Annotated in this window: 22 protein-coding genes and 1 tRNA gene; 12 read left to right on the plus strand and 11 right to left on the minus strand. The window is 51.3% G+C overall.

All coding sequences use genetic code 11. The annotated features are described in order from the left end of the window. Positions 1–9 precede the first annotated feature (9 nt). Both WC5_RS16940 and orn read right to left on the minus strand, forming a co-directional pair. Positions 10–85 (minus strand) — tRNA-Gly (locus WC5_RS16940). Between the two features lie 210 nt (positions 86–295). Beyond that, entirely contained in the window at positions 296–841 is a 546-nt protein-coding gene (gene orn / locus WC5_RS16935; protein ID WP_001295188.1) for an oligoribonuclease, read from the minus strand. A gap of 94 nt (positions 842–935) precedes the next feature. On the opposite strand from orn, the gene rsgA reads away from it, so the two are divergent. From rsgA to mscM, 3 genes are all read left to right on the plus strand, one after another. Further along, entirely contained in the window at positions 936–1,988 is a 1,053-nt protein-coding gene (gene rsgA / locus WC5_RS16930) for a small ribosomal subunit biogenesis GTPase RsgA (RefSeq protein ID WP_000041984.1), read from the plus strand. Between the two features lie 96 nt (positions 1,989–2,084). Then, entirely contained in the window at positions 2,085–3,053 is a 969-nt protein-coding gene (asd, locus tag WC5_RS16925) for an archaetidylserine decarboxylase (protein ID WP_000934943.1), read from the plus strand. A gap of 21 nt (positions 3,054–3,074) precedes the next feature. After that, positions 3,075–6,398, plus strand: coding sequence for a miniconductance mechanosensitive channel MscM (mscM, locus tag WC5_RS16920; RefSeq protein WP_001236820.1), 3,324 nt, complete (start codon positions 3,075–3,077; stop codon positions 6,396–6,398). 149 nt (positions 6,399–6,547) lie between these two features. Here mscM and yjeM read toward each other — a convergent pair whose 3' ends face one another. Together yjeM and epmA are read right to left on the minus strand one after the other, a co-directional pair. Continuing rightward, a complete protein-coding gene (gene yjeM / locus WC5_RS16915; protein ID WP_010349887.1) occupies positions 6,548–8,050 on the minus strand; it encodes a glutamate/gamma-aminobutyrate family transporter YjeM in 1,503 nt (500 codons plus the stop codon). 217 nt (positions 8,051–8,267) lie between these two features. After that, entirely contained in the window at positions 8,268–9,245 is a 978-nt protein-coding gene (gene epmA, locus WC5_RS16910) for an elongation factor P--(R)-beta-lysine ligase (RefSeq protein WP_000004774.1), read from the minus strand. A 324-nt stretch (positions 9,246–9,569) separates the two neighbouring features. On the opposite strand from epmA, the gene frdA reads away from it, so the two are divergent. From frdA to blc, 6 genes are all read left to right on the plus strand, one after another. Next, positions 9,570–11,378 carry a fumarate reductase (quinol) flavoprotein subunit gene (gene frdA, locus WC5_RS16905; protein ID WP_001192969.1) on the plus strand — a complete coding sequence of 603 codons (1,809 nt, stop codon included), beginning with the start codon at positions 9,570–9,572 and terminating at the stop codon, positions 11,376–11,378. Continuing rightward, positions 11,371–12,105, plus strand: coding sequence for a fumarate reductase iron-sulfur protein (gene frdB / locus WC5_RS16900; RefSeq protein ID WP_000829498.1), 735 nt, complete (start codon positions 11,371–11,373; stop codon positions 12,103–12,105). The genes frdA and frdB overlap by 8 nt, the downstream gene beginning before the upstream one ends. A 10-nt stretch (positions 12,106–12,115) precedes the next feature. Beyond that, the gene (gene frdC, locus WC5_RS16895) at positions 12,116–12,511 is read left to right on the plus strand and encodes a fumarate reductase subunit FrdC (protein ID WP_000208763.1); all 396 of its coding nucleotides are present in this window, start codon (positions 12,116–12,118) and stop codon (positions 12,509–12,511) included. A gap of 10 nt (positions 12,512–12,521) precedes the next feature. After that, positions 12,522–12,881, plus strand: coding sequence for a fumarate reductase subunit FrdD (frdD, locus tag WC5_RS16890; RefSeq protein ID WP_001299198.1), 360 nt, complete (start codon positions 12,522–12,524; stop codon positions 12,879–12,881). 61 nt (positions 12,882–12,942) lie between these two features. Then, entirely contained in the window at positions 12,943–14,076 is a 1,134-nt protein-coding gene (locus WC5_RS16885; RefSeq protein WP_000477367.1) for a BlaEC family class C beta-lactamase, read from the plus strand. An 88-nt stretch (positions 14,077–14,164) separates the two neighbouring features. Continuing rightward, on the plus strand, positions 14,165–14,698 hold the full coding sequence (blc, locus tag WC5_RS16880) for a lipocalin Blc (protein ID WP_001238382.1): 534 nt from the start codon (positions 14,165–14,167) through the stop codon (positions 14,696–14,698). Here the strand turns inward: blc and sugE are convergent. The 4 genes from sugE to efp form a co-directional block, all read right to left on the minus strand. After that, positions 14,695–15,012, minus strand: coding sequence for a quaternary ammonium compound efflux SMR transporter SugE (sugE, locus tag WC5_RS16875; protein ID WP_000118476.1), 318 nt, complete (start codon positions 15,010–15,012; stop codon positions 14,695–14,697). The two genes, blc and sugE, sit on opposite strands and share 4 nt — an antisense overlap. 176 nt (positions 15,013–15,188) lie before the next feature. Next, positions 15,189–15,335 (minus strand): lipoprotein toxin entericidin B, encoded by a 147-nt coding sequence (ecnB, locus tag WC5_RS16870; RefSeq protein ID WP_000239596.1) that lies wholly within the window; start codon positions 15,333–15,335, stop codon positions 15,189–15,191. 111 nt (positions 15,336–15,446) lie between these two features. Continuing rightward, positions 15,447–15,572 (minus strand): lipoprotein antitoxin entericidin A, encoded by a 126-nt coding sequence (gene ecnA / locus WC5_RS0121915; RefSeq protein ID WP_000977757.1) that lies wholly within the window; start codon positions 15,570–15,572, stop codon positions 15,447–15,449. A 51-nt stretch (positions 15,573–15,623) separates the two neighbouring features. After that, positions 15,624–16,190 (minus strand): elongation factor P, encoded by a 567-nt coding sequence (gene efp / locus WC5_RS16865; protein ID WP_000257278.1) that lies wholly within the window; start codon positions 16,188–16,190, stop codon positions 15,624–15,626. 41 nt (positions 16,191–16,231) lie between these two features. Here efp and epmB point away from each other — a divergent pair, with 41 nt between their 5' ends. Both epmB and WC5_RS16855 read left to right on the plus strand, forming a co-directional pair. Next, complete coding sequence (epmB, locus tag WC5_RS16860) at positions 16,232–17,260, plus strand: EF-P beta-lysylation protein EpmB (protein WP_000940511.1); 1,029 nt, start codon at positions 16,232–16,234, stop codon at positions 17,258–17,260. Between the two features lie 383 nt (positions 17,261–17,643). Then, the gene (locus WC5_RS16855) at positions 17,644–18,513 is read left to right on the plus strand and encodes a YjeJ family protein (RefSeq protein ID WP_001008065.1); all 870 of its coding nucleotides are present in this window, start codon (positions 17,644–17,646) and stop codon (positions 18,511–18,513) included. 202 nt (positions 18,514–18,715) lie between these two features. Here WC5_RS16855 and WC5_RS16850 read toward each other — a convergent pair whose 3' ends face one another. From WC5_RS16850 to WC5_RS16840, 3 genes are all read right to left on the minus strand, one after another. Next, positions 18,716–19,069, minus strand: a complete 354-nt coding sequence (locus tag WC5_RS16850) for a DUF4156 domain-containing protein (protein WP_000558209.1) — start codon at positions 19,067–19,069, stop codon at positions 18,716–18,718. Positions 19,070–19,206: 137 nt separating this feature from the next. Further along, positions 19,207–20,853 (minus strand): chaperonin GroEL, encoded by a 1,647-nt coding sequence (groL, locus tag WC5_RS16845; RefSeq protein ID WP_000729121.1) that lies wholly within the window; start codon positions 20,851–20,853, stop codon positions 19,207–19,209. Between the two features lie 43 nt (positions 20,854–20,896). Continuing rightward, positions 20,897–21,190, minus strand: coding sequence for a co-chaperone GroES (locus WC5_RS16840; RefSeq protein WP_001026276.1), 294 nt, complete (start codon positions 21,188–21,190; stop codon positions 20,897–20,899). A 275-nt stretch (positions 21,191–21,465) separates the two neighbouring features. Here WC5_RS16840 and yjeH point away from each other — a divergent pair, with 275 nt between their 5' ends. Beyond that, positions 21,466–22,722: an L-methionine/branched-chain amino acid transporter gene (gene yjeH, locus WC5_RS16835; RefSeq protein WP_000015829.1), complete on the plus strand. Its 1,257-nt coding sequence runs from the start codon at positions 21,466–21,468 to the stop codon at positions 22,720–22,722. The last annotated feature ends 3 nt before the right edge of the window (positions 22,723–22,725 follow it).

A 22,725-nucleotide genomic window follows, 5' to 3' on the forward strand; every position in this document is an offset into this window, starting at 1 on the left:
TTCAAATTTTGGAGCGGGAAACGAGACTCGAACTCGCGACCCCGACCTTGGCAAGGTCGTGCTCTACCAACTGAGCTATTCCCGCGTACTACTTAATTTTTGCTTTCGTAATTTCGCATTTCTGCGTCGTTACGGGAGGCGCATTATACGAGAAATCTTTCCCTCTGCAACCCCCCTAAAAATTTTTTTTTGAGTTTTTATCTCAAGTGCTGAAATTATCAGCAAGACGTTCAATTTAGCGCCAAACCCACGCCGCCGCAAGTGGAATCCAGCGGTTACGTGACCAGGAAAAATTTTACAGCTTGATAAAATGTTCGCGGTAGTAAGCCAGCTCCGCCACCGATTCACGGATATCATCCATCGCCTGATGCGTCCCCTGCTTGGTAAAACCATCAAGAATTTCCGGCTTCCAGCGGCGCGCCAGCTCTTTCAGGGTGCTGACATCGAGATAACGGTAGTGGAAGTACGCTTCCAGTTCCGGCATGTATTTAAACAGGAAGCGACGATCCTGACCGATGCTGTTACCGCAAATCGGCGATTTTCCCGCAGGCACCCACTGTTTTAAAAATTCGAGCGTTGCCAGTTCAGCTTCCCGATCGCCCATCGTGCTCGCTTTCACGCGCTCCACCAGCCCGCTGGCGGTATGGGTACGGACATTCCAGTCATCCATCAGCGCCAGCTGTTCATCGGACTGATGTACTGCAATGGTCGGCCCTTCTGCCAGAATATTCAGGTTGGCATCGGTCACCAGCGTGGCAATCTCAATAATGCGATCGCGCTCGGGATCCAGACCGGTCATCTCAAGATCGATCCAAATCAGGTTGTTTTCATTGGCACTCATGCTATTTTCCACCCATTCACAGTGACTATATTGATCCACAATTGCGTGTATCATAGATGTTTTGCCCATCAGGGGCGACCAGGAGTCAGTACGATTGAGTAAAAATAAACTCTCCAAAGGCCAACAGCGCCGTGTGAACGCCAATCACCAGCGTCGTCTTAAAACGTCTAAGGAGAAGCCCGACTACGACGACAATCTGTTTGGCGAGCCTGATGAAGGTATCGTCATCAGCCGTTTTGGTATGCACGCTGATGTGGAATCCGCAGACGGCGAAGTTCACCGCTGCAATATTCGCCGTACCATCCGTTCGCTGGTAACCGGCGATCGCGTGGTCTGGCGTCCGGGTAAACCAGCGGCAGAAGGCGTAAATGTCAAAGGGATCGTGGAAGCGGTGCATGAGCGCACCTCGGTGTTGACGCGCCCGGATTTCTACGACGGCGTGAAACCTATTGCCGCCAACATCGACCAGATTGTCATTGTCTCCGCTATTTTGCCGGAGCTGTCGCTCAATATTATCGACCGTTACCTGGTGGCCTGCGAAACCTTGCAGATTGAACCGATTATCGTGCTCAACAAGATAGACCTGCTGGACGACGAAGGCATGGCATTCGTCAACGAGCAGATGGATATTTATCGCAACATCGGTTATCGCGTATTGATGGTTTCCAGCCATACTCAGGATGGGCTGAAACCGCTGGAAGAGGCGTTGACCGGGCGCATCAGCATTTTTGCCGGACAGTCCGGCGTCGGCAAATCCAGTCTGCTTAACGCGCTGCTGGGGTTGCAAAAAGAGATCCTGACCAACGATGTCTCGGACAACTCCGGTCTCGGTCAGCACACCACCACTGCTGCCCGGCTGTATCACTTTCCGCACGGCGGCGATGTCATTGATTCCCCTGGCGTACGTGAATTTGGTCTCTGGCATCTGGCACCGGAACAAATCACTCAAGGCTTTGTCGAATTTCATGATTACTTAGGCCTGTGTAAATATCGCGATTGCAAACACGATACCGATCCGGGCTGCGCAATCCGTGAAGCGGTTGATGAGGGGAAAATCGCGGAAACTCGTTTCGAAAACTATCACCGTATTCTGGAAAGCATGGCGCAGGTAAAAACGCGTAAAAACTTTTCTGATACGGATGACTGACAATTAAGCTAACCGTCGTTAGAATCGTCCCCTTTTTTTCAGGATCCGGCATGAACGCCGGATCAGGAACGACAAAACAATGGCCTGGAGGCTACCTTGTTAAATTCATTTAAACTTTCGCTACAGTACATTCTGCCAAAACTATGGCTTACTCGCCTGGCGGGTTGGGGCGCAAGCAAGCGGGCAGGATGGCTGACAAAACTGGTTATCGATCTGTTCGTTAAATACTACAAGGTCGACATGCAAGAGGCACAAAAGCCGGACACCGCCAGTTACCGCACCTTTAACGAATTTTTTGTCCGTCCGTTGCGTGACGAAGTACGCCCAATCGATACCGATCCAAATGTCCTGGTCATGCCTGCCGATGGCGTTATTAGCCAGTTAGGTAAAATCGAAGAAGATAAAATCCTGCAAGCCAAAGGCCACAACTACAGCCTCGAAGCCCTGCTGGCGGGTAACTACCTGATGGCGGATCTCTTCCGCAATGGTACGTTTGTGACCACTTACCTCTCCCCGCGTGACTACCACCGCGTGCATATGCCGTGCAACGGCATTCTGCGGGAGATGATCTACGTGCCGGGCGATCTCTTCTCTGTGAACCATCTCACCGCTCAGAACGTGCCGAATCTGTTTGCCCGCAACGAACGCGTAATCTGCCTGTTCGATACCGAATTTGGCCCGATGGCGCAGATTCTGGTCGGTGCGACGATTGTTGGCAGCATTGAGACGGTCTGGGCAGGCACCATTACGCCACCGCGCGAAGGCATCATCAAACGCTGGATCTGGCCTGCAGGGGAAAACGACGGCTCCGTGGCACTGCTGAAAGGCCAGGAAATGGGGCGCTTTAAACTCGGCTCTACCGTTATCAACCTGTTTGCACCGGGTAAAGTGAATCTGGTTGAGCAACTGGCAAGCCTTTCTGTCACTAAGATTGGTCAGCCACTGGCAGTATCTACCGAACCCTTTGTTACCCCAGAAGCTGAACCTGCCCCGCTTCCTGCTGAAGAGATCCAGGCAGAACACGACGCCAGCCCATTGGTTGACGACAACAAAGACCAGGTCTAATCCATCAAAGGAAACGCTGACGTGCGCCTGATTATCACTTTTCTGATGGCCTGGTGCCTCAGTTGGGGGGCGTACGCCGCGACGGCCCCCGATAGCAAACAAATCACCCAGGAACTGGAGCAGGCAAAAGCGGCGAAGCCCGCGCAGCCAGAAGTCGTAGAGGCGCTCCAGTCCGCCTTAAATGCGCTTGAGGAGCAAAAAGGCTCCCTTGAGCGCATCAAGCAATATCAGCAAGTTATCGATAATTACCCCAAACTCTCCGCTACTCTGCGCGCGCAGTTGAACAACATGCGTGATGAGCCGCGCAGCGTGTCGCCGGGGATGTCTACCGACGCGCTGAATCAGGAAATTCTCCAGGTCAGCAGTCAATTGCTGGATAAAAGCCGTCAGGCTCAGCAAGAACAGGAGCGCGCCCGCGAGATTGCGGATTCGCTGAATCAACTGCCGCAACAGCAAACCGACGCCCGCCGCCAGTTGAATGAAATCGAGCGTCGTCTCGGGACACTTACGGGAAATAGTCCACTTAATCAGGCGCAAAATTTCGCGTTGCAGGCCGACTCCGCGCGTTTGAAATCATTGGTCGATGAGCTCGAACTGGCACAACTTTCCGCCAATAACCGTCAGGAACTGGCGCGTCTGCGTTCGGCACTGGCAGAAAAAGAGAGTCAACAACTGGATGCGTATTTGCAGGCATTGCGTAACCAGTTGAATAGCCAACGCCAGCTTGAGGCTGAACGGGCACTCGAAAGCACTGAATTACTGGCAGAAAGCAGTGCCGATTTGCCGAAAGATATCGTCGCTCAATTCAAAATTAACCGCGAACTGTCGGCGGCGTTGAATCAGCAGGCGCAGCGGATGGATCTCGTCGCTTCACAGCAACGTCAGGCTACCAGCCAGACGTTGCAGGTTCGGCAGGCGCTGAATACGCTACGTGAACAATCACAATGGCTGGGTTCGTCAAACCTGCTCGGCGAAGCACTGCGGGCGCAGGTGGCACGGCTGCCAGAAATGCCCAAACCGCAGCAACTAGATACTGAAATGGCGCAGTTGCGCGTGCAACGGTTACGTTATGAGGATCTCCTCAATAAACAGCCGCTGCTACGGCAAATCCATCAGGCCGACGGTCAACCACTTACCGCCGAACAAAACCGTATTCTTGAAGCACAATTGCGTACTCAGCGTGAGTTACTGAACTCCTTACTCCAGGGTGGCGACACGCTACTGCTTGAACTGACCAAGCTGAAAGTCTCCAACGGACAACTGGAAGATGCGCTGAAAGAGGTCAATGAAGCGACGCACCGCTATCTGTTCTGGACCTCTGACGTGCGCCCGATGACCATCGCCTGGCCGCTGGAGATCGCTCAGGATCTGCGCCGTCTGATCTCGCTGGACACCTTCAGCCAGTTAGGTAAAGCCACCATGATGATGCTGACCAGCAAAGAGACGATTTTGCCGCTGTTTGGCGCGTTGATTCTGGTCGGTTGCAGTATTTACTCGCGCCGCTATTTCACCCGTTTTCTTGAACGTTCGGCAGCGAAAGTCGGCAAAGTCACCCAGGATCACTTCTGGCTGACGTTGCGCACCCTTTTCTGGTCGATTCTCGTCGCATCACCGCTGCCAGTGCTGTGGATGACGCTGGGTTACGGCTTGCGCGAGGCGTGGCCTTATCCGCTGGCGGTAGCGATTGGCGATGGCGTAACGGCCACCGTGCCGCTGCTGTGGGTAGTGATGATTTGTGCCACCTTTGCCCGCCCGAACGGCTTGTTTATCGCTCATTTTGGCTGGCCGCGCGAACGGGTTTCCCGTGGGATGCGCTACTATCTGATGAGCATCGGGCTTATTGTGCCGCTGATTATGGCGCTGATGATGTTCGATAATCTCGACGACCGCGAGTTTTCCGGTTCGCTGGGACGTCTTTGCTTTATCCTCATTTGCGGTGCACTGGCGGTAGTCACACTCAGCCTGAAAAAAGCCGGTATCCCGCTGTATCTCAACAAAGAGGGCAGCGGTGACAACATTGCTAACCATATGTTGTGGAACATGATGATTGGCGCGCCGCTGGTCGCTATTCTCGCCGCAGCGGTGGGTTATCTGGCAACGGCGCAAGCTCTGCTGGCAAGGCTGGAAACATCGGTCGCCATCTGGTTCCTGTTGCTGGTGGTTTATCATGTTATCCGCCGCTGGATGCTGATCCAGCGACGCAGGCTGGCGTTTGACCGGGCGAAGCATCGCCGGGCAGAGATGTTAGCGCAACGTGCGCGTGGCGAAGAAGAAGCGCATCATCACAGTAGCCCGGAAGGGGCAATTGAAGTCGATGAAAGCGAAGTCGATCTCGATGCTATCAGCGCACAATCCTTACGGCTGGTGCGTTCAATCCTGATGCTGATCGCCCTGCTTTCGGTCATTGTGCTGTGGTCGGAAATCCATTCCGCTTTTGGCTTCCTCGAAAATATTTCGCTATGGGATGTCACATCCACAGTGCAGGGCGTGGAAAGTCTGGAACCGATTACCCTCGGTGCGGTGCTGATTGCCATTCTGGTGTTTATTATCACCACGCAGCTGGTGCGCAACCTGCCCGCGCTGCTGGAGCTGGCGATTTTGCAGCACCTCGATTTAACGCCGGGTACGGGCTACGCCATCACCACCATCACCAAATATCTGCTGATGCTGATTGGCGGGCTGGTCGGCTTCTCGATGATTGGTATTGAGTGGTCGAAATTGCAGTGGCTGGTCGCTGCGCTCGGTGTTGGTCTCGGCTTTGGTTTGCAGGAGATTTTCGCCAACTTTATCTCTGGCCTGATTATCCTGTTCGAAAAACCGATTCGCATTGGCGATACGGTGACAATTCGCGATCTCACCGGTAGCGTGACGAAAATTAACACCCGTGCCACCACCATCAGCGACTGGGACCGTAAAGAGATTATTGTGCCAAACAAGGCGTTTATTACTGAGCAGTTTATCAACTGGTCGCTCTCTGACTCAGTCACACGCGTGGTGTTGACGATTCCGGCTCCTGCCGATGCCAACAGTGAAGAAGTGACGGAGATCCTGCTAACCGCAGCACGCCGCTGTTCGCTGGTAATCGACAATCCGGCGCCGGAAGCCTTCCTGGTGGATCTGCAACAGGGGGTTCAGATTTTCGAATTGCGTATTTACGCCGCTGAAATGGGACACCGGATGCCGCTGCGCCATGAGATCCACCAGTTGATTCTGGCAGGCTTCCACGCCCACGGTATTGATATGCCATTCCCGCCCTTCCAGATGCGTCTGGAAAGCCTGAACGGTAAACAAACGGGAAGAACATTAACTTCTGCGGGTAGACGTCGCCAGGCGGGAAGTTTGTAATGTGTGAAGCTGCCAAATGACGCCAACGTGACTAATTTAGCAGCTTAGCATCATCTTCAGTTATCTCCGGCTCCGGAGAGTATCATCCATAACGCATTTCTTCCTGACAACTCATCGCCGGACTGGCGATGAGTTGTTATTGCAGACAATCAATCTAAAGTTAACTCAGGCTGACTCGCCATGCGGCTGCAATAGTTCTGGTAAATCGCCATCGCTAACAGAGAGAAGAAGACAGGGCCGCCAATCATCCACAATGTGCTGTCCCAGTCTCCGGCCTCAACCACTGGCTGGATGATGGTGAAGACGTTCGCAAAAGTCACCACCAGTACGACAACCACCGTCGCGATCATTGCCGACATATGCGTTTTGAAAATCACAAACGGTCTGTCGAGATCCTGACGCGCTTTAAAGAACGGGAAAGCCAGCGCGAGGAACAGATACGGAATGGTCATGGAAACGTTCGCCATCAGCGTCAGCTTGTTAAAGAATGCCGATGCGGTGCCGCCGCCAAAGGAAACCAGCAGGATGAAGACAGTAACCAACCCACACTGCATCCACATGGCAATGGACGGCATCCCCATGGCGTTCAGGCGCGTCATCGGCTCCGGCCACAAGGCTTTCGGCGTTCCCTGGATGATTGCTTTCAGTGGTGAATAGCAGAGCGTAAAGAACGCACCGGTGTAAGCGAGGAACATGGAAAGTCCGGTAATACGCGCAAACCATACGCCCAGCGACAATGACGCTTCAGGTGATAAATGCAGCGCGTTACCCAGCGACATCCCCAGGCTCTTCATCAGCACATAGGTAATATTGCCGAGGTTAACAGAACCATTACTTAATACCTGCTGCCAGTTAGTGCTGACGCCCCATAAGAATATTGCCAACGAATAACCGATTGAAATAACAATAGCGGCAAAAACAATACCTTTAGCAAAGTTCTTTTCTGGGTTTTCCGTTTTATCTACCAGTCCACCTACAGCCTCAATTCCGCCATAAGCAAAAATGGCAAATACGACAAAAGATAACATCGCCAGTCCGGACTGATATCCCGGATTTGGTGATGCCAGGAAATTAATATCTTGCGCGAAATGCCCACCATTTAATAACAAAATAGTAATGCTTACTAACAGCAATACTAAATTAAGACACATTACTGCAATACCGCCCACCGCAGTAATACGGGCAATTTTATTAATCCCTTTCGAGGCAACGACGGTAACCAGAATCATCCATGCTACAGCCAGCAGCCCAACCACCTGCGTAGGCTCAAGCCCAGCAATGCGCCAGTGCTGGGTCATATCGCTACCATAGAGGAAAGTAGAAAACGGCACCCAGACTTTAGCGGAGGTACTCACCATCCAAATGATATAAGAGGAAAACCACATAAATGTGCCGATGAAAGCAAAACGTGGTCCAACGCTATTATTCATCCAGGAATAGATACCGCCTTCTTCTTTGCGATAGGCAGCCCCCATTTCAGCCATCATTAAGGCGAATGGAATAAAGAATAATAATGCAGAAAATATATACCACGGAATCGCACTATATCCCATTAAATAATAAGCCGAAGGGCTATTCGCAAAACCGAATACTGAAGTAAAGATCATCAGTATGAGTCCAATTAGACTCATCTTTTTTATCGTGTGAGGCATGAAATCATCCTTCATTTCAGCGCGCATATTAAACGCGCCAACTAACTGCACTACCCACCGATTGGTGGGCAACAATAAAACTAAAACAGAATTGATACCCGGATGATAGCAAACATCCAGTCTTAAATTGTGCGCTTTAGCGGAAAAATGAAAACATATGCTACAGAATGGCGCTGACTACGCCATTCTATGTTGATTTATGGCTAATTTTTCAGAATTATGCCCGGTCGATACTAAAGGCGATCACTTCTGCCAGTGTCTCCGCGCCCAGTGCTAACATCACCAGGCGGTCAACACCTAACGCCACGCCGGAACAGTCGGGCATACCAACTTCAAGAGCTTCGATCAGGTTATGGTCGATAGGATGCTGCGGTAAACCACGTGCCGCACGTTTACGGTTATCCTGTTCAAAGCGTTGTTGCTGTTCACGGGCATCCGTCAATTCATGGAAACCATTCGCCAGCTCAATACCTTTGTAGTAGACCTCGAAGCGTTCTGCGACTCGATGATCCTCGGTACTGATTTGTGCCAGTGATGCCTGAGTGGCTGGAAAATGGTACACAAAAGTTGGTTTCTCTTTACCAATGTTCGGTTCCACACCAAAGGTAAACAACAGTTGCAGCAGCGTGTCGCGGTCTTCTTCGGTATCTGCAACGTTGCTGAGATCCAGCTTTGCCGCCACTTCCCGCAACTGCGTTTTATCAGCAGAGAGCGGATCAATTTCCAGATAACGCAAGAAGGCTTGCTGATAAGAAAGGCTTTCTGCTGCCGGGCAGTCCAGCACCTGTTGCAGAAGATCGTCCACCTCGTTCATCAACCGGTACATATCATAGTGCGGTCGATACCACTCCAGCATCGTGAACTCAGGGTTGTGATAACGACCCATCTCTTCATTACGAAAGCTGCGGCACAGCTGGAATACCGGACCACAACCGGCAACCAACAGGCGTTTCATATGGTATTCCGGGCTGGTCATTAACCAGAGATTCATCCCCTGCGAATGCCCGGGGCCAACGAAACGTGTCTCAAACGGGACCAGATGAATATCGGTTACCGTCGCCTGGCTCATACAAGGCGTCTCCACCTCCAGCACTCCACGATCGGCAAAGAAACGACGGATCTCCGCCATAATCGCCGCGCGCTTTAATAAGTTAGGAATGGATGCGCTCGGCTGCCAGGATGCCGTTTCGCTCATAGTAAAATCTCCAGTTTTTAACAAGGGCACGAAGTCTACTCGCAACGCGACGGCGAGACAAATTTTACGCAGGAATCAATCAACGGTGGGCAGTGACTAAAAAAACCACAACATGATGCTTTAGTAATTAAATTAATCATCTTCAGTGATAATTTAGCCCCCTGGCACGCTAAAAAAATCGATCTCGTCAAATTTCAGACTTATCCATCAGACTATACTGTTGTACCTATAAAGGAGCAGTGGAATAGCGTTCGCAGACCGTAACTTTCAGATACTTACCCTGAAGTACGGTGCTGCGGGATAAAAACAATCTGGAGGAATGTCGTGCAAACCTTTCAAGCCGATCTTGCCATTGTAGGTGCCGGTGGCGCGGGATTACGTGCTGCAATTGCTGCCGCGCAGGCAAATCCAAATGCAAAAATCGCACTAATCTCAAAAGTATACCCGATGCGTAGCCATACCGTTGCTGCAGAAGGGGGCTCAGCCGCTGTCGCGCAGGATCATGACAGCTTCGAATATCACTTTCACGATACAGTAGCGGGTGGCGACTGGTTATGTGAGCAGGATGTTGTGGATTATTTCGTCCACCACTGCCCAACCGAAATGACCCAACTGGAACTGTGGGGATGCCCATGGAGCCGTCGCCCGGATGGTAGCGTCAACGTCCGTCGCTTCGGCGGCATGAAAATCGAGCGTACCTGGTTCGCCGCCGATAAGACCGGCTTCCATATGCTGCACACGCTGTTCCAGACCTCTCTGCAATTCCCGCAGATCCAGCGTTTTGACGAACATTTCGTGCTGGATATTCTGGTTGATGATGGTCATGTTCGCGGCCTGGTAGCAATGAACATGATGGAAGGCACGCTGGTGCAGATCCGCGCTAATGCAGTAGTCATGGCAACCGGCGGTGCGGGTCGCGTATATCGCTACAACACCAATGGTGGCATCGTTACCGGTGACGGTATGGGTATGGCACTGAGCCATGGCGTTCCGCTGCGTGATATGGAATTTGTTCAGTATCACCCGACCGGCCTGCCGGGTTCCGGTATCCTGATGACCGAAGGTTGCCGTGGTGAAGGCGGTATTCTGGTCAACAAAAACGGCTACCGTTATCTGCAAGACTACGGTATGGGCCCGGAAACTCCGCTGGGCGAGCCGAAAAACAAATATATGGAACTGGGTCCACGCGACAAAGTTTCTCAGGCCTTCTGGCACGAATGGCGTAAAGGCAACACCATCTCCACACCGCGTGGTGATGTGGTTTATCTCGACCTGCGTCACCTCGGCGAGAAAAAACTGCACGAACGTCTGCCGTTCATCTGTGAACTGGCGAAAGCGTACGTTGGCGTCGATCCGGTTAAAGAACCGATTCCGGTACGTCCGACCGCGCACTACACCATGGGCGGTATCGAAACCGATCAAAACTGCGAAACCCGTATTAAAGGTCTGTTTGCCGTTGGCGAATGTTCCTCAGTTGGTCTGCACGGTGCAAACCGTCTGGGTTCCAACTCGCTGGCGGAACTGGTGGTCTTCGGTCGTCTGGCGGGTGAGCAAGCAATGGAACGCGCATCTACTGCTGGTAATGGCAACGATGCGGCAATCAATGCCCAGGTTGCTGGCGTTGAGCAGCGCCTGAAAGATCTGGTTAACCAGGATGGCGGCGAAAACTGGGCGAAGATCCGCGACGAAATGGGCCAGTCCATGGAAGAAGGTTGCGGTATCTACCGTACACCGGAACTGATGCAGAAAACCATCGACAAACTGGCGGAACTGCAAGAACGCTTCAAGCGCGTGCGTATCACCGACACTTCCAGCGTGTTCAACACCGACCTGCTCTACACCATTGAGCTGGGTCATGGGCTGAACGTTGCTGAATGTATGGCACACTCCGCGATGGCACGTAAAGAATCTCGCGGCGCGCACCAGCGTCTGGACGAAGGTTGCACCGAGCGTGACGACGTCAACTTCCTCAAACACACCCTCGCCTTCCGCGATGCTGATGGCACTACTCGCCTGGAGTACAGCGACGTGAAGATTACTACGCTGCCGCCAGCTAAACGCGTTTACGGTGGCGAAGCGGATGCAGCCGATAAGGCGGAAGCAGCCAATAAGAAGGAGAAGGCGAATGGCTGAGATGAAGAACCTGAAAATCGAGGTGGTGCGCTATAACCCGGAAGTCGATACCGCACCGCATAGCGCATTCTATGAAGTGCCTTATGACGCAACCACCTCATTACTGGATGCGCTGGGCTATATCAAAGACAACCTGGCACCAGACCTGAGCTACCGCTGGTCCTGCCGTATGGCGATTTGTGGTTCCTGCGGCATGATGGTTAACAACGTACCGAAACTGGCATGTAAAACCTTCCTGCGCGACTACACCGACGGTATGAAGGTTGAAGCGTTAGCTAACTTCCCGATCGAACGCGATCTGGTCGTCGATATGACCCACTTCATCGAAAGTCTGGAAGCGATCAAACCGTACATCATCGGCAACTCCCGCACTGCGGATCAGGGTACTAACATTCAGACCCCGGCGCAGATGGCGAAGTATCACCAGTTCTCCGGTTGCATCAACTGTGGTCTGTGCTACGCCGCGTGCCCGCAGTTTGGCCTGAACCCAGAGTTCATCGGTCCGGCTGCCATTACGCTGGCGCATCGTTATAACGAAGATAGCCGCGACCACGGTAAGAAGGAGCGTATGGCGCAGTTAAACAGTCAGAACGGCGTATGGAGCTGTACTTTCGTGGGCTACTGCTCCGAAGTCTGCCCGAAACACGTCGATCCGGCTGCGGCCATTCAGCAGGGCAAAGTAGAAAGTTCGAAAGACTTTCTTATCGCGACCCTGAAACCACGCTAAGGAGTGCAACATGACGACTAAACGTAAACCGTATGTACGGCCAATGACGTCCACCTGGTGGAAAAAATTGCCGTTTTATCGCTTTTACATGCTGCGCGAAGGCACGGCGGTTCCGGCTGTGTGGTTCAGCATTGAACTGATTTTCGGGCTGTTTGCCCTGAAAAATGGCCCGGAATCCTGGGCGGGATTCGTCGACTTTTTACAAAACCCGGTTATCGTGATCATTAACCTGATTACTCTGGCGGCAGCCCTGCTGCACACCAAAACCTGGTTTGAGCTGGCACCGAAAGCGGCCAATATCATTGTAAAAGACGAAAAAATGGGACCAGAGCCAATTATCAAAAGTCTCTGGGCGGTAACTGTGGTTGCCACCATCGTAATCCTGTTTGTTGCCCTGTACTGGTAAGGAGCCTGAGATGATTAATCCAAATCCAAAGCGTTCTGACGAACCGGTATTCTGGGGCCTCTTCGGGGCCGGTGGTATGTGGAGCGCAATCATTGCGCCGGTGATGATCCTGCTGGTTGGCATTCTGCTACCACTGGGGCTGTTTCCGGGTGATGCACTGAGCTATGAGCGCGTTCTGGCGTTCGCACAGAGCTTCATTGGTCGCGTATTCCTGTTCCTGATGATCGTCCTGCCGCTGTGGTGTGGTTTACACCGTATGCACCACGCGATGCACGATCTGAAAATCCACGTACCTGCTGGCAAATGGGTTTTCTACGGCCTGGCTGCTATCCTGACAGTTGTCACGCTGATTGGTATCGTTACAATCTAACGTATCGCCAATGTAAATCCGGCCCGCCTATGGCGGGCCGTTTTGTATGGAAACCAGACCTATGTTCAAAACGACGCTCTGCGCCTTATTAATTACCGCCTCTTGCTCCACATTTGCTGCCCCTCAACAAATCAACGATATTGTGCATCGCGCAATTAATCCGCTTATAGAGCAACAAAAAATCCCTGGTATGGCGGTTGCGGTGATTTATCAGGGCAAGCCCTATTACTTTACCTGGGGCTATGCGGACGTAGCAAAAAAGCAGCCCGTCACACAGCAAACGTTGTTTGAGTTAGGTTCTGTCAGCAAAACATTTACGGGTGTGCTCGGTGGCGACGCTATTGCACGAGGGGAAATCAACCTAAGCGATCCCGCGACAAAATACTGGCCTGAACTTACTGCTAAACAGTGGAACGGGATCACGCTATTACATCTTGCAACCTACACCGCTGGCGGCCTGCCGTTACAGGTGCCCGATGAAGTGAAGTCCTCAGGCGACTTGCTACGTTTCTATCAAAACTGGCAGCCCACCTGGGCACCAGGAACACAACGTCTGTATGCCAACTCCAGTATCGGTTTGTTCGGCGCGTTGGCTGTGAAACCATCTGGTTTGAGCTTTGAACAGGCGATGCAAACTCGTGTTTTCCAGCCACTCAAACTCAACCATACGTGGATTAATGTGCCGCCCGCAGAAGAAAAGAATTACGCCTGGGGATATCACGAAGGTAAGGCAGTGCATGTTTCGCCAGGGGCATTAGATGCTGAAGCTTATGGTGTGAAGTCGACAATTGAAGATATGGCCCGCTGGGTGCAAAGCAATTTAAAACCCATTGATATCAATGAGAAAACGCTTCAACAAGGGATACAACTGGCACAATCTCGCTACTGGCAAACTGGCGACATGTATCAAGGCCTGGGCTGGGAAATGCTGGACTGGCCGGTGGATCCAGACAGCATCATTAATGGCAGCGACAGTAAAATTGCGCTGGCAGCACGACCAGTAAAAGCGATTACTCCGCCTGCCCCTGCGGTACGTGCATCATGGGTACATAAAACAGGCGCGACCGGCGGGTTTGGTAGCTACATCGCATTTATTCCAGAGAAAGAGCTGGGGATTGTGATGCTGGCTAACAAAAACTATCCGAATCCAGCGAGAGTCGCTGCCGCCTGGCAAATTCTCAACGCTTTGCAATAACAACGCAGATGGTCCGAATTTTCGGACCTTTTATCCGCTTTTCCTTGCTGTCATCTACACTTAGAAAAAAACCAGTAAGGAAACATCTATGCGCCTGCTCCCTCTCGTTGCCGCAGCGACAGCGGCATTTCTGGTCGTTGCCTGTAGTTCACCTACACCGCCACGTGGCGTTACTGTGGTAAATAATTTCGATACCAAACGCTATCTGGGTACGTGGTATGAGATTGCCCGTTTTGATCACCGCTTTGAACGTGGACTGGAAAAAGTCACCGCAACATACAGCCTACGGGATGATGGCGGCCTGAATGTCATTAATAAAGGCTATAACCCTGACAGAGAAATGTGGCAGCAGAGTGAAGGGAAAGCGTACTTTACCGGCGCACCAACTCGCGCCGCGCTGAAAGTGTCGTTCTTTGGCCCTTTCTATGGCGGCTATAACGTCATTGCGCTAGATCGGGAGTACCGCCATGCGCTGGTTTGCGGCCCGGATCGCGATTACCTGTGGATACTCTCCCGCACCCCAACCATTTCTGACGAAGTTAAACAGGAGATGCTGGCAGTCGCGACCCGGGAAGGGTTTGATGTCAGTAAGTTTATTTGGGTACAGCAGCCCGGCAGTTAATGGGTGCTAAGTTTCAGACCAATAATCCCCAGTACGATTAATGCCAGACTTGCCAGGCGCATCGGGTTAGCGGACTCACCGAGCAGTACAATGCCGGTAATCGCCGCACCGACTGCGCCAATTCCCGTCCAGACCGCATAAGCCGTCCCTACAGGTAACGATTTCATCGCCCAGGCAAGTAGCGCCATACTGATGATCATCGCCGTCACGGTAATAACACTTGGCGTCAGGCGACTAAAACCGTGGGTATATTTCAGGCCAACGGCCCATACCACTTCCAGCAGACCAGCAATAACTAAGATAATCCAGGACATATCAGACTCCGGAGATTTGGGGCCGTCCCCGGTGAAAAGAAGCGTTCGCAGGTCGTCCTGCAAAGCTGATGGTGAGGGAGGTATTTTGCCGATTTAAGAGGAAATTTCAACGGTTACGGCAGTGATTACCGCCGAGAAAAACAAACGGCACGACAAATCTGCCGTACCGTTATTGCTTATTGCTGCGCTTTCGTCGCTGCGCCAGAAATCGCGTTACCGCCATCAGAGATGTCTTCACCAACGCCACGCGTGGTGTTGCAGGCGGTTAATACTGTTGAAAGCACCAGAACAGAAAAGATCGCTGCAATTGTCTTCTTAACCATAACGTCTTCCTTTTAGGTAATGTTATTTGTGTTTGCCTATAGCAAATTAATAATAGACAACATCACCAAAAATGACGGAAATCTGATGATTTTTAGGAAGTGAAGAATAAATTAGCTGGCAGCGCGGGAGATGGAATTACCAAGATGTTTGATGTCTTCGCCGAAACCCCGAGCGGTGTTACAGCCCGTAAGCAGCGTGCTGGCAAGCAAAACAAGAACGATAAGGCGTTTCATCATCTCTGACCTGAATAAGTGATGGTGCAGCCAGCAGGCCGCACCACAACCGCATTACTTCACGCGAGAGACGTATTCACCAGAGCGGGTATCCACTTTGATGACTTCGCCGATCTGTACGAACAGCGGAACTTTAACCACAGCACCAGTAGACAGGGTAGCCGGTTTGCCGCCAGTACCTGCGGTATCGCCTTTCAGACCCGGATCGGTATCAACGATTTCCAGTTCAACGAAGTTCGGCGGAGTAACGGAGATCGGCTGACCATTCCACAGAGTTACAATGCACTCTGCCTGATCCAGCAGCCATTTAGCGTTGTCGCCAATTGCTTTCGCATCAGCAGACAGCTGCTCGAAGGTTTCGTTGTTCATGAAGTGCCAGAACTCACCGTCGTTGTACAGGTAAGTCAGGTTCATATCGACAACATCAGCGCCTTCAGCGGAATCAGTAGATTTGAAAGTTTTTTCTACGCGAGTACCAGTCAGCAGACGACGCAGTTTAACGCGAGCAAATGCCTGGCCTTTACCCGGTTTTACGAATTCACTCGCTTCAACCGCGTAAGGTTCGCCGTCTAACATGATTTTAAGACCAGCACGAAAATCGTTGCTATAGTACGTTGCCATAAGGCCCTCTGAAATTTGTTAATTGGTAGCTAAGCCACAAAATGGCGCATATTGTAACCCTAAATACCCCATCCAGAGAAGATTGGTTAACGCAACTTGCCGATGTTGTGACCGATCCTGATGAACTTCTGCGTCTTTTGAATATAGACGCGGACGAAAAACTGTTGGCCGGACGCAGCGCCAAAAAGCTGTTTGCCCTGCGCGTGCCCCGCTCATTTATCGATCGCATGGAGAAAGGCAATCCTGACGATCCACTTTTGCGTCAGGTACTTACCTCGCAAGATGAGTTTGTCGTCGCGCCCGGATTCTCCACCGACCCGCTGGAAGAACAGCACAGCGTAGTGCCTGGTTTGTTGCATAAATACCACAACCGGGCGCTACTGTTGGTTAAAGGCGGCTGCGCGGTAAATTGTCGCTACTGTTTCCGTCGCCACTTCCCGTATGCCGAAAATCAGGGCAACAAACGTAACTGGCAGGCGGCACTTGAGTATGTTGCGGCGCATCCGGAACTGGACGAGATTATTTTCTCCGGCGGCGATCCGTTGATGGCGAAAGATCACGAGCTGGACTGGCTGCTGACGCAACTGGAAGCAATCCCGCATATCAAACGTCTGCGCATCCACAGCCGTCTGCCGATTGTGATCCCGGCGCGCATCACAGAGGCGCTGGTTGAACGCTTTGCCCGTTCTACGCTGCAAATCTTGCTGGTGAACCACATCAACCATGCCAATGAGGTAGATGAAACATTCCGTCAGGCAATGGCTAAGTTGCGCCGCGTGGGCGTGACTTTGCTGAACCAGAGCGTTCTGTTACGTGGCGTGAATGATAACGCACAAACGCTGGCAAACCTGAGTAATGCGTTGTTCGATGCCGGCGTGATGCCGTATTACCTGCATGTGCTCGATAAAGTACAGGGCGCGGCGCATTTTATGGTGAGTGATGACGAAGCACGGCAGATTATGCGTGAGTTGCTGACACTGGTGTCCGGATATCTGGTGCCGAAACTGGCGCGCGAGATTGGCGGTGAACCCAGCAAAACGCCTCTGGATCTCCAGCTACGCCAGCAGTAACTGATTAACAGGGAAGTTAAACAGAAAATTGCCTGATGCGCTTCGCTTGTCAGGCCTACATCGTGCATTGAAACTCAATGAGCTGTAGGCAGGATAAGGCATTTATGCCGCATCCGCCAAGAGCAACGAATACGAGAACAGAGACAGGTCATTAAACAGGGAAGTTTAATCTTTGCCCGTTGCATAACCTTTAATTATTCATTTACGTTGCTATTTTTACTCTTTATATAGCCAACACCAATAATTAACTTTTCTTTTCTGTTTATATATAGAGTGAGCACTGCTATTTATGTTATTTTAACAACTATTACTAGCAAGCCCATTTACCTGGCTTATTAATTAAAATTAATTATTTGATTGAGAAATGGTTAGGGAGAACCTACATGGCCATAAGCATCAAGGGTGTTAATACCGGTGTTATTCGCAAGAGTAATAATTTCATTGCACTGGCGCTGAAAATTAAAGAGCCTCGCAATAAAGAATCGTTATTCTTTATGTCTGTCATGGAACTACGCGACCTACTGATTGCGCTAGAAAGTCGTCTGCATCAAAAGCATAAACTGGATGCTGATACACGTATTCAGTATGAGCAGGCTCGCGATAAAGTTATGAAGAAAATGGCAGAGAATATCCCAGAAATTCTGGTTGATGAGCTTAAAAATGCCGATATTAATCGCCGGGTTAACACGCTGGAACTTACCGAAAATCAGGGCGAAAATCTTACCTTCGTATTAACGCTACATGACGGTAGCAAATGTGAGTTAGTCGTTAATGAGTTGCAGATTGAAATGCTGGCGCGAGCAATCATTCATGCAATTAATAATGCTGAAATGCGTGAACTGGCATTGCGTATTACATCGCTATTAGATTTCCTGCCGTTATATGACGTCGACTGCCAGGACAATGGCAATCTGGAATATGACACTTATTCTCAGCCGGAATGGAAACATAATCTGTTTAGCCATTATCTGGCGGTGCTTTATCGCTTTAAAGATGAAAGTGGCAAAGAACAATTTAGCGGCGCGGTGGTGAAAACGCGTGAAGCGAAAGCGGGTAAAGAAATTGAGGCTATCACACGCCGGATGCTTGATTTCAGTCCACGGCTGAAAAAACTCGCGGGTGTGCCATCTCAGGTTTACGTTCGTACAGTAGCAGCAAATAACGCCCAACCGCTGACTCAGGATCAATGCTTACGCGCAATACATCACTTACGAGTTCAGTCCATCAGCAAGGCCGCGCCACAGGCGAAATAATCTCATCTTTTTGAATGCGAGGCTGGAGCCATCCAGCCTGGAATTACTGATAACGTGATCGTTGATCATGCCGGATGCGGCGAAAACGCCTTATCCGGCCTACAAATTCTCGAATATTCAATCAGTTGCAATGCTCGATGTAGGCCTGATAAGCGAAGCGCATCAGGCAATTACACGTTTGTCAGCCAGCCTCTGAATCACATCAGTTCGGGCACTTATAAACCTGGCCGATAATCTGGCTATCAGTCGGAACAAAACTGGACAACATCCCCTGCGACGGGCTGCTGATACCATAAATCACATTACCGCCCATTGCTGCCGCCTGGTTGCGCAGATCGTTTGCTGCACCGCGCATAGAACCGCCTTCTTCACCGTGTTGCCCGGAAAGCCAGTTACTTTGCTTACCTGTCGCAGTACCAATCAGTTGGCACTCGGCACCTGGCTGCTCGTCAACAATGCGTACACTCTGACCGGCAGCACTCAATTCGTTGCTGGAGCTACAACCCGCCATCAGTAGCGCGGCACCGACAATCCCTGCTAAGTATTTTACGTGCATGTTATTCCCCATAATCAATGAGCTGGACGCAACTCGCGTCGTCCGTGTCTGAATCTTATACTAGAAAGATGACCAAAAGAAAAACCCCCAGACATTTCTGCCCGGGGGTTTCTTTATTTCTGCGAGGTGCAGGGCAATTACATCATGCCGCCCATGCCACCCATGCCGCCCATACCGCCAGCAGCGCCTAAGTCAGCTGCATCGTTTTTCGGCAGGTCGGTAACCATGCACTCGGTGGTGATCATCAGACCAGCCACAGAAGCTGCGTACTGCAGAGCAGAACGAGTTACTTTGGTTGGATCCAGGATACCCATGTCGATCATGTTGCCGTATTCTTCGGTTGCTGCGTTGTAACCGTAGTTGCCGTCGCCGCCTTTAACGGTGTTAGCAACAACAGACGGTTCTTCACCGCAGTTCAGGACGATCTGACGCAGCGGAGCTTCCATTGCACGCAGTGCAACTTTGATACCCACGTTCTGGTCTTCGTTCTGACCACGCAGGTCAGCCAGTTTAGACGCTACGCGGATCAGCGCAACACCACCACCAGCAACCACGCCTTCTTCTACCGCAGCACGGGTCGCGTGCAGGGCGTCTTCAACGCGTGCTTTTTTCTCTTTCATTTCAACTTCGGTAGCAGCACCTACTTTGATAACTGCAACGCCGCCTGCCAGTTTCGCTACGCGCTCCTGCAGTTTTTCACGGTCGTAGTCAGAAGTTGCTTCTTCAATCTGCTGACGGATCTGAGCAACACGGCCCTGGATTGCAGCTTCTTCACCCACGCCATCGATGATGGTGGTGGTATCTTTGTTGATCACAACACGTTTAGCCTGACCCAGGTCTTCCAGAGTCGCTTTTTCCAGCTCCATACCGATCTCTTCAGAGATTACAGTACCGCCAGTCAGGGTTGCGATATCCTGCAGCATTGCTTTACGACGATCGCCGAAGCCCGGTGCTTTAACCGCAGCGACTTTCACGATGCCGCGCATGGTGTTAACAACCAGAGTTGCCAGTGCTTCGCCTTCAACATCTTCAGCGATGATCAGCAGCGGTTTGCCTGCTTTTGCAACAGCTTCCAGAACTGGCAGCATTTCGCGGATGTTGGAGATTTTCTTGTCAGCCAGCAGGATGAACGGGCTTTCCAGTTCTACTGCGCCAGTTTCCGGCTTGTTGATGAAGTAAGGAGACAGGTAGCCACGGTCGAACTGCATACCTTCAACCACGTCCAGTTCGTCCTGCAGACCAGTACCGTCTTCAACGGTGATAACGCCTTCTTTACCGACTTTGTCCATCGCTTCAGCGATCAGTTTACCTACGGTTTCGTCGGAGTTAGCGGAGATAGTACCAACCTGAGCAATAGCTTTAGAGTCAGAGCACGGTACGGACAGCGTTTTCAGTTCTTCAACTGCAGCGGTAACGGCTTTGTCGATACCACGTTTCAGATCCATCGGGTTCATGCCCGCAGCAACAGCTTTCAGACCTTCAGTGATGATAGCCTGAGCCAGTACGGTTGCAGTGGTAGTACCGTCGCCTGCAGCGTCGTTCGCTTTAGAGGCAACTTCTTTCACCATCTGCGCACCCATGTTTTCGAACTTGTCTTCCAGTTCGATTTCACGAGCAACGGAAACACCATCTTTGGTGATGGTCGGTGCACCGAAAGATTTATCCAGAACTACGTTACGGCCTTTCGGACCGAGGGTAACTTTCACTGCATCTGCCAGTACGTTTACGCCGCGCAGCATTTTCACACGAGCGTCGTTACCGAATTTTACGTCTTTAGCTGCCATTATCTTTATTCCTTAAATTCGTATGTTCAGTGTCGTGCGCGGATTACGCTTCAACAATTGCCAGAATGTCGCTTTCGGACATGATCAACACTTCTTCATTGTCGATCTTCTCAGATTTCACACCGTAGCCATCGTTGAAAATAACGATGTCGCCAACTTTCACGTCCAGCGGCTTCACTTCGCCATTTTCAAGGATACGGCCATTGCCGACAGCCAGCACTTCGCCACGGGTAGATTTAGCCGCTGCAGAGCCGGTCAGAACGATGCCGCCAGCAGATTTAGTTTCAACTTCTTTACGCTTGACGATCACGCGATCATGCAATGGACGAATATTCATTGATAACTCTCCTTTGAGAAAGTCCGTATCTGTTATGGGTGACGCCGGAGCTTACGTGGTTTCCCGGCTGGTGACCAGAGAAATGGGGATGAGGCATCTCCCCTTCAAGGGGGAAAATGAAAAAAAATTCTGATCAGCACAAAATCGGGTGAAAACCCTGATTCACCTCACGTTTCATCGCAATTTCGACATCGCCGTCATAAGTGAATCTGATTGTGCTACCATCGAAAATCTACGCAGTTGCCCAAAATTTGGGCGCAATCGGACTTCAACCCATGAGTGGACTCAAACAAGAATTGGGGCTGGCCCAGGGTATCGGCCTGCTATCGACGTCATTATTAGGCACTGGCGTGTTTGCCGTTCCGGCGTTAGCTGCTCTGGTGGCAGGCAATAATAGCCTGTGGGCGTGGCCAGTTTTGATTATCTTAGTGTTCCCGATTGCAATTGTGTTTGCGATTCTGGGTCGCCACTACCCCAGCGCGGGCGGCGTCGCGCACTTCGTCGGTATGGCGTTCGGCTCGCGACTTGAGCGAGTCACCGGCTGGCTGTTTTTATCGGTTATTCCCGTGGGTTTGCCCGCCGCGCTACAAATTGCTGCCGGGTTCGGTCAGGCGATGTTTGGCTGGCATAGCTGGCAACTATTGTTGGCAGAACTCGGTACACTGGCGCTGGTGTGGTATATCGGTACTCGCGGTGCCAGTTCCAGTGCTAATCTACAAACGGTCATTGCCGGGCTTATCGTCGCACTGATTGTTGCCATCTGGTGGGCGGGCGATATCAAACCTGCGAACATCCCCTTCCCTGCGCCAGGTGATATCGAACTTTCCGGGTTATTTGCTGCGTTATCGGTGATGTTCTGGTGCTTTGTCGGTCTGGAGGCATTTGCCCATCTCGCTTCGGAATTTAAAAATCCAGAGCGTGATTTTCCGCGCGCTTTGATGATAGGTCTGCTGCTGGCAGGATTAGTCTACTGGGGCTGTACGGTAGTCGTCTTACACTTCGACGCCTATGGTGAAAAAATGGCGGCGGCTGCATCGCTTCCCAAAATTGTGGTGCAGCTATTCGGTGTAGGGGCGTTATGGATTGCCTGCGTGATTGGCTATCTGGCCTGCTTTGCCAGTCTCAACATTTATATACAGAGCTTCGCCCGCCTGGTCTGGTCACAGGCGCAACATAATCCTGAGCACTACCTGGCACGCCTCTCTTCTCGCCATATCCCGAATAATGCCCTCAATGCGGTGCTCGGCTGTTGCGTAGTAAGCACGTTGGTGATTCACGCTTTAGGGATCAATCTGGACGCACTCATTATTTATGCCAACGGCATCTTTATTATGATTTACCTGTTGTGCATGTTGGCAGGCTGTAAATTATTGCAAGGACGTTATCGCGTACTGGCGGTGATTGGCGGGCTGTTATGCGTTCTGTTACTGGCAATGGTCGGCTGGAAAAGTCTCTATGCGCTAATCATGCTGGCGGGGTTATGGCTGTTTTTGCCAAAACGAAAAACGCCGGAAAATGGCATAACCACATAATCC

The organism is Escherichia sp. KTE114 (genome assembly GCF_000407765.1).
Classification (GTDB): Bacteria; Pseudomonadota; Gammaproteobacteria; order Enterobacterales; family Enterobacteriaceae; genus Escherichia; species Escherichia ruysiae.

What these genes read in the sequence shown, in the direction of transcription:
- orn (WP_001295188.1), bottom strand. Translation starts at nt 841, where the DNA reads ATGAGTGCCAATGAAAACAACCTGATTTGGATCGATCTTGAGATGACC.
- yjeM (WP_010349887.1), bottom strand. Translation starts at nt 8,050, where the DNA reads ATGCCTCACACGATAAAAAAGATGAGTCTAATTGGACTCATACTGATG.
- epmA (WP_000004774.1), bottom strand. Translation starts at nt 9,245, where the DNA reads ATGAGCGAAACGGCATCCTGGCAGCCGAGCGCATCCATTCCTAACTTA.
- frdB (WP_000829498.1), top strand. Translation starts at nt 11,371, where the DNA reads ATGGCTGAGATGAAGAACCTGAAAATCGAGGTGGTGCGCTATAACCCG.
- frdC (WP_000208763.1), top strand. Translation starts at nt 12,116, where the DNA reads ATGACGACTAAACGTAAACCGTATGTACGGCCAATGACGTCCACCTGG.
- frdD (WP_001299198.1), top strand. Translation starts at nt 12,522, where the DNA reads ATGATTAATCCAAATCCAAAGCGTTCTGACGAACCGGTATTCTGGGGC.
- WC5_RS16885 (WP_000477367.1), top strand. Translation starts at nt 12,943, where the DNA reads ATGTTCAAAACGACGCTCTGCGCCTTATTAATTACCGCCTCTTGCTCC.
- blc (WP_001238382.1), top strand. Translation starts at nt 14,165, where the DNA reads ATGCGCCTGCTCCCTCTCGTTGCCGCAGCGACAGCGGCATTTCTGGTC.
- sugE (WP_000118476.1), bottom strand. Translation starts at nt 15,012, where the DNA reads ATGTCCTGGATTATCTTAGTTATTGCTGGTCTGCTGGAAGTGGTATGG.
- ecnB (WP_000239596.1), bottom strand. Translation starts at nt 15,335, where the DNA reads ATGGTTAAGAAGACAATTGCAGCGATCTTTTCTGTTCTGGTGCTTTCA.
- ecnA (WP_000977757.1), bottom strand. Translation starts at nt 15,572, where the DNA reads ATGATGAAACGCCTTATCGTTCTTGTTTTGCTTGCCAGCACGCTGCTT.
- efp (WP_000257278.1), bottom strand. Translation starts at nt 16,190, where the DNA reads ATGGCAACGTACTATAGCAACGATTTTCGTGCTGGTCTTAAAATCATG.
- epmB (WP_000940511.1), top strand. Translation starts at nt 16,232, where the DNA reads ATGGCGCATATTGTAACCCTAAATACCCCATCCAGAGAAGATTGGTTA.
- WC5_RS16855 (WP_001008065.1), top strand. Translation starts at nt 17,644, where the DNA reads ATGGCCATAAGCATCAAGGGTGTTAATACCGGTGTTATTCGCAAGAGT.
- WC5_RS16850 (WP_000558209.1), bottom strand. Translation starts at nt 19,069, where the DNA reads ATGCACGTAAAATACTTAGCAGGGATTGTCGGTGCCGCGCTACTGATG.
- groL (WP_000729121.1), bottom strand. Translation starts at nt 20,853, where the DNA reads ATGGCAGCTAAAGACGTAAAATTCGGTAACGACGCTCGTGTGAAAATG.
- WC5_RS16840 (WP_001026276.1), bottom strand. Translation starts at nt 21,190, where the DNA reads ATGAATATTCGTCCATTGCATGATCGCGTGATCGTCAAGCGTAAAGAA.
- yjeH (WP_000015829.1), top strand. Translation starts at nt 21,466, where the DNA reads ATGAGTGGACTCAAACAAGAATTGGGGCTGGCCCAGGGTATCGGCCTG.